Source organism: Chitinophaga sp., from assembly GCF_036569125.1.
In the GTDB taxonomy this organism is placed as follows: Bacteria; Bacteroidota; Bacteroidia; order Chitinophagales; family Chitinophagaceae; genus Chitinophaga.
This window is the reverse complement of record NZ_DATCRF010000349.1, coordinates 1-5938: the sequence shown is the minus strand read 5'-3', so window position 1 is coordinate 5938 and position 5938 is coordinate 1. Positions and strand designations below refer to the sequence as shown.

Sequence of the window (5938 nt, the reverse complement as noted above, 5' to 3'; positions counted from 1 at the left end):
TCTTTGCCACCGGCATAGTTGATCACAACTTTAGCACCGGCAGCAGCCAGGTAACGGGCAACCGTAGCGCCAATACCCCTGGATGCGCCGGTTACTAATGCAATTTTGTTGGTTAGCGTGCTCATATCACTTTGTTTTTATTGTTTACAATTGTTCGTTGTTGACAATACAAAGGTCTATGATGCACGCCCCCTAAAAGTGCAAATATTACACTATTAGGTACAAAATTCTAAGATATGCTTAGTGCCTGATGCATAACGCTGAACGCTTAGGACTGCGAATGGTTTTGCAAACAGCATAACACAATCAGCGTTAAGCATTCAGCGTTAAGCGTTCGGCATTATAGTCCGATTTTCCCATAAGGCACCCTTATGCCTTTCACCCTGTAAAAATAGGGGTCCAGGTAGCCGTTTACACAATCCTCCACCCCGCAGGCAGAGAAGTTCAGGCAATAGGTTACCAGCAGCTCATTGCGCCCGTTCACGGATTCAGGATGTATAGCCGGGGTATAATACCGGGCATAATTGCCATACAGGTATTCTTTAATAGTATACACCAGCTTACGGGCAGTGAATGGCCCTGTGGGGCTGGTGGCGGTAGCGGTATAAATATTACGGCTGTTATCACAGTTAAAGCCCTGATCCATGGTTACCATCACATACTTTCCATTTACATAGGCAACAGCAGCGGTGCCCAGGGCATCGGTAATGCGTGCGCCATCGCCGGTAACAGGGCTGCTAACCCAGCTGCCGCCATTCCAGAACGTCCATGATTGCGGGTTGCTTACAGGGAAGCGGGCCACATGCACATTGTTCGTATAACCGAAACCGGTTGCCTGCGCTCCAAAAACATATACATAGCCATCCGATGCTTTTACCATGCCTGCGGCATAGTTGATAGCATTTTGCCCCGACATGCCGGCCGGTGTGGTGCGTTTTACCTGCCATTTGGTGCCCGCGTTCTCTGTGAGATCATATAATGACTGATCACTGAGGCTTAAGCCGGAGCCTTCCCCGCACTGGATGTATACGTGGTTACCTATTTCTACCCCGGGGCCGGGCCATGCAAAAGTATTACCGGGCTGGATGTCGCACATTTGTTTAGGACGCCCCTGTGCGCTGGAATCCCGGGTCATATTGGGAGTGGAAGCAGCATCCCAGTTACCGGTAGACGGTTGTATCAGGATAGAATTACCATAGCTGAAAAAAGAATTGCAGCTGAATTTACCATTGGGCTGCAGGGATGCGCCATCCCAGGCATCCTGGGTTACCCACAGCACTTTGCCGTTGCTCAATGGAATGCTGGTGCCTTCATCAAAAGCTACTGATCCCATGGAGCTGCTGTTGCGGTTAAAGAAACGTACTACCCGGTCATCCCGGTAAGTATCGGCCTCCCGGGCAGTTAAGATCCATTGCTGGTTAGTGCCGGTACCGGCCGTTTCCTGGGTAATAGGGGTGCCGTCGGCGGTGGATGATCCTGCATTGGTAAGGGCCATGCCGCTGCCTTTATTAATAATGCGGTAGGCGCCGGTGGTAGCCGCAGGCTCAATGCTCCAGAGCTGCTCATCACTTAACAGGGGAAACTCAAAGTATTGCTGTAATTGCGTACCGGATACGTTTGAGCCGCCCGGCACATCCAGCAGCTTGCCGCTGAATACATTCCGGATATGATAATACCGCGTATTATTTACCGTGGTCTTGTAAATAATATGCCAGCGTTGCCAGCCGTCAATCACGCCATCTGAAACAGAGCTGGCGTACTGGGTGATCTTACGCTGATCGTCATACTTTTCATTGTAGGTAGGGAAGCCGGTAACTTCCATGTACTTGCCCCCGGCTACGCAGGAAAAGGTGTAAATGGTGTAATCCGCAATGTTGGCATTAACAGCGGTGGCGGAAACTGCAGATAGCTTTTGGTTAACAGAGCGGTCAGCGGCGCGCTCATTATTTTTTCCGCAGCTGCAGCATAACAGGCACGCATACGCGCCCGCAAACAGGGTGAGGGTTCTCATAACGGGAATTTTTTAATGATTAATAAATTCGATCCGTTGTTAAGATAATAGTTTAGCTGATTAGCAAAAATAATTCTAGGATGCCGGCTGCCCGAATTGTTTCCGGTACAGCACAGGGGAGAGGTCGGTATATTTCTTAAAGTAGTTGCTGAAGTGGGTACTCTCCGCAAAGCCCAGCTGGTAGGCAATTTCCTTAATAGGGGTGGCGGAATGCTGCAGCAGGGATTTAGCTTCTGCAATGGTTTTTTCCGTAATCCAGGTGCTGATGGTTTTGCCCGTTTTAGTTTTAATAACGTTACTTAAATAGTTGGGGTGCAGGTGCTGGGCATCCGCATAGTCCTGTACACGGAACACCTTTTCCGTTTTACCGTTGCGCAGGTCGCGGTAATGCTGTTCCAGCATCCGTTTAAAATCCTTTACGATCTGCGAGCTGCGGTTACCCTCATAAATGGGATTATAATCTTCCCAGAAATATTCCTTCACCTTTAATAAGATCACCACAAACAGGTTGCCGATGATCCTGTTCTTATAGGGAGAGTCAGACAGGTAGGCCTGCTCCACCTGTAAATACAGCTGCTCAAACTCCGCATAGATCTCCGGGCCAACCACCCGCGGCTGCACGGTTTCCGACAGCAGGAAAGAAAACTCCTCAAAAATGCGCGGGTGCACATTCTCTTTCAGGAAGCCTTCGCTCAGCGTTACCAGGTACACTTCACCCAGCCGCTCCCAGTAATGTGATTTATAATGCCCGGGATTGGTGAAGTAGATCATGTAAGGTTCTGTCTTAAATACATGATCGTCGGTTGTGTACCGGCCATTGGCATCCTTAACAAACACAAAGGAAAAGAAGTTCGGCTTATATACTTCCGACTGAAAAGGCAGGCTGGTAAGAATATCTTTCAGGCTGTGAATAGTAAACTGCGTATGCTCGTTCAGGTTACCCAGGGGTAATCCCTGTGCAACATACTGATCGTATAAGGTATTATAGATAATGATCGGTGCTGTTTGCTTATGCTGTGACATGGATGCAGGCTGATTATTAGCAAAATACGCCGGTTTTCCCATTTTTACAATTGGGATTTCACACATTATCAGGGCAAAAATCCTATTGCCCTAACCACTTCAGGATCTTCACCAGGTAGTCATCTCCATGATTTATCACTTTGCCATTTTCAGTGCTGTTAAGATAGTGATCGCAGCCAACGCATGGGGAATAAGTTAAATTTGTTTTACCAAGCCTGATGAAATCAAGCTCAACATAATCCAGGCCATAAACAGGCGAGCTGCTATCCGCAGTGCCGGCAATCATGAAAATAGGTATGTCTAGCTTCCGTAATTCTTCGAAAGGTGGATTTTTGCCAAAGCTTGCCCATCTTTTATAAGAATGACCCGCATATTCCATTGTTGTATTTTCCGGGTGCCGGTAAATTTCTTTAATCTCCTTTAAGCGAGCCTCAATGCTATCCTGGGCTTGTTGCTGCGTTATTTCACCTTTTGCCGCCTTAATCCTCCAGGCCATGATCTCATCATAGAACTGGTTCAATCCGCTTCCAACAACCGATACAACATGGGTAACCCTTTTATCGGCAACTGCTAAGGCAGGTGCTACCTGTCCTCCTTCAGAATAACCGTACGCTACGATCCTGGTTCCGTCCCAGAAGTTGTGTTGCAGCATATAGGTTAAAACCCGCTTCGTGGCCTTAACCCGCCAATCCAGGCTCAGTCTTGCCGTATATTCTTTAGAATATTTATAGTTTTGAATTAAAGCATGTTGATCATAATGTTTTACGTCATCATTCGTATTGATGGTGTCGCAGAATGGGGTTCCTGGCTTTCCCAATATGATATAATGGAAGTTCTTTTTTGTCGCTGCTATAACAGCAGCGTTAAAAGTATTGGACAGGGCGCTAAATCCCTTTCCTTTTATATAAATACACAAGGGCAGTCCTCCGCTGCCGTTAACTTCAATGAATAAAGGCGCCCTTTTCTTAATATTTTCTGTGTCAACATAAAATCGTATTAAACCCAGATCCGGGTCTTTAAGTGTGATCTCTTTTAATCCATTATCTTTCGGTGTTAATGGTTGCGCTTTTAGATTATTAGAGAAAGGAGTAAAAAACAGCATAACCGGAAGGAACAGTTTTAGGAATGATCCGAACGACCCGAATGATACGTCATTGACTTTCATTTAGAAGACACTTTAATTTTTAATAGTCCCATAGGTTAATGGAAGCTTTATCCCTGAGATGTTTTATAACCGTTTAAATTAGTAAATTATCTGGTTAGTAAATTATCTGGTTAATAAATAACAGGAAGTATGGTGCAGTACCTGCCTTGCCCCGCAGGTCCAAAGCAAGGACCTTGCCCGGCGTCACCGGCTTGATACCGTCCCATAGCGCTACAACGCCGATATGCCAACCCTCCGTATCATAGCCATCCAAACAGGCGGGCGCAGTCCGGCGTTGGACCTGCGGAAAAAGGCCTGCGGAAAAAGGTCTGCAGAAAAAAGGCCTGCGGAAAAAGGCCTGCGGAAAAGGCCTGCGGAAAAACATCTAAAACAAAAGGCCCGCAATAAAATTCCTGCAAATAAAGCCCACAAACAAACGCCCCTCCAACAACCGCTCCCAAACTTTCCAAGAGCAACTTATATGAAACCACCAAACCTTTCACAAAAACTACTATTTATACTAACTTTAAAAGAAAAATGGAAAACAAAGGGCTGCTATTTATTCCCGATATAAGCGGCTTCACCCGGTTTGTAACGGAAACAGAAATTGAACACAGCCGTTATATCATCCAGGACCTCCTGGAGATCCTCATCAACGCCAACCAGGTAGGATTGGAAATTTCTGAAATAGAAGGAGACGCCATCCTGTTCTATAAATTCGGCGCACCGCTGCAGCTGGAAGCTATTTATAAACAGGTAGAGCGGATGTTCTGCGAATTTCACCGTCACCTCATTGCCTATGAATACCGCCGTTTATGCCAGTGCAAAGCCTGCGTATCGGCCGTTAGCCTGTCATTGAAAGTAATTACCCACTACGGGGAATTCACCAGCTATAACGTTAAGAACTTCAGTAAGCTCATTGGAAAGGATATTATTGTTGCCCACCAGCTGTTGAAGAACGATATTGAGCAGCACGAATACTGGCTGGTAACTGAAAGCCTGCTGCCCGGCGCCCCGCCCACAGGTTTGGCGCAGTGGATGCAGTGGAACCAGAGCGCCAAACAAACGGAGACGGGCAGCATTCCCTTCCATTACACACAGCTAAGCTCTCTGAAGGACCAGATCCCGCCGGATTACCCCGCCAGCCCGGAGCTGGCGCAGCAGACAAAAATGGTGGCTGCCAGCAAGGTCTATCATGTCAACATTAAAAACCTGTTTTACACCGCCTGCCACCCGGAGTTCCGTCACCGCTGGCAAAAAGGAATAAAAGCCGTACATGATGTAGATCATAAGCTGCCGGGCATTGGCAACCGGTACCGTTATGAGCTGGAAAAAGGAGAGCGTACAGTATATGTCAGCAGCTTTGCCTATAATCCGGATGAAAGTATTGTGCTCACTGAAACCGATGCAAATAAGAAGAATTCCCTCCATTTCTTTATGGAAAAGATGGATGAGCATACCAGCCGTTTCACGCTGGCTTATTACACGCATAAAAATCCTGTAAACCAGCTGTTATTTAAGCTTGTCAAACAAGCCCGGGTGGAAGAAGACCTGCAGGACTCCCTGGCAGCGCTGGAACCGCTGTTGCAGGAAATAGAGGTTCCGCCGTTCTAATATTCCGCAAGAACCGGGTTTCCCGGCCAAAGGTGCACCGCTACATTTGCAGGGTAAACAAAACAATTGTATATGCACCTTAGCACAGATCCCGCTATTTTATACTTCGGCACACCGGTAGTTTTGATCAGCACGCAGAATGAAGA

The 5938-nt window shown here is 47.0% G+C and carries 6 protein-coding genes; 1 reads left to right on the top strand and 5 read right to left on the bottom strand.

Annotated features, from left to right (window positions below; genetic code table 11):
• The 5 genes from VIM87_RS12865 to VIM87_RS12845 form a co-directional block, all read right to left on the bottom strand.
• The coding region (locus VIM87_RS12865; protein ID WP_331997385.1) for an SDR family NAD(P)-dependent oxidoreductase at positions 1–125 on the bottom strand (125 nt) is incomplete at its 3' end.
• 215 nt (positions 126–340) lie between these two features.
• Positions 341–2011 carry an RICIN domain-containing protein gene (locus VIM87_RS12860; RefSeq protein WP_331997384.1) on the bottom strand — a complete coding sequence of 557 codons (1671 nt, stop codon included), beginning with the start codon at positions 2009–2011 and terminating at the stop codon, positions 341–343.
• Positions 2012–2086: 75 nt separating this feature from the next.
• Entirely contained in the window at positions 2087–3034 is a 948-nt protein-coding gene (locus VIM87_RS12855) for an AraC family transcriptional regulator (RefSeq protein WP_331997383.1), read from the bottom strand.
• 82 nt (positions 3035–3116) lie between these two features.
• The gene (locus tag VIM87_RS12850) at positions 3117–4136 is read right to left on the bottom strand and encodes an acyl-CoA thioester hydrolase/BAAT C-terminal domain-containing protein (protein ID WP_331997382.1); all 1020 of its coding nucleotides are present in this window, start codon (positions 4134–4136) and stop codon (positions 3117–3119) included.
• Between the two features lie 302 nt (positions 4137–4438).
• Entirely contained in the window at positions 4439–4681 is a 243-nt protein-coding gene (locus VIM87_RS12845; protein WP_331997381.1) for a hypothetical protein, read from the bottom strand.
• A gap of 34 nt (positions 4682–4715) precedes the next feature.
• Here VIM87_RS12845 and VIM87_RS12840 point away from each other — a divergent pair, with 34 nt between their 5' ends.
• Positions 4716–5792 carry a DUF2652 domain-containing protein gene (locus VIM87_RS12840; protein WP_331997380.1) on the top strand — a complete coding sequence of 359 codons (1077 nt, stop codon included), beginning with the start codon at positions 4716–4718 and terminating at the stop codon, positions 5790–5792.
• Positions 5793–5938 lie beyond the last annotated feature (146 nt).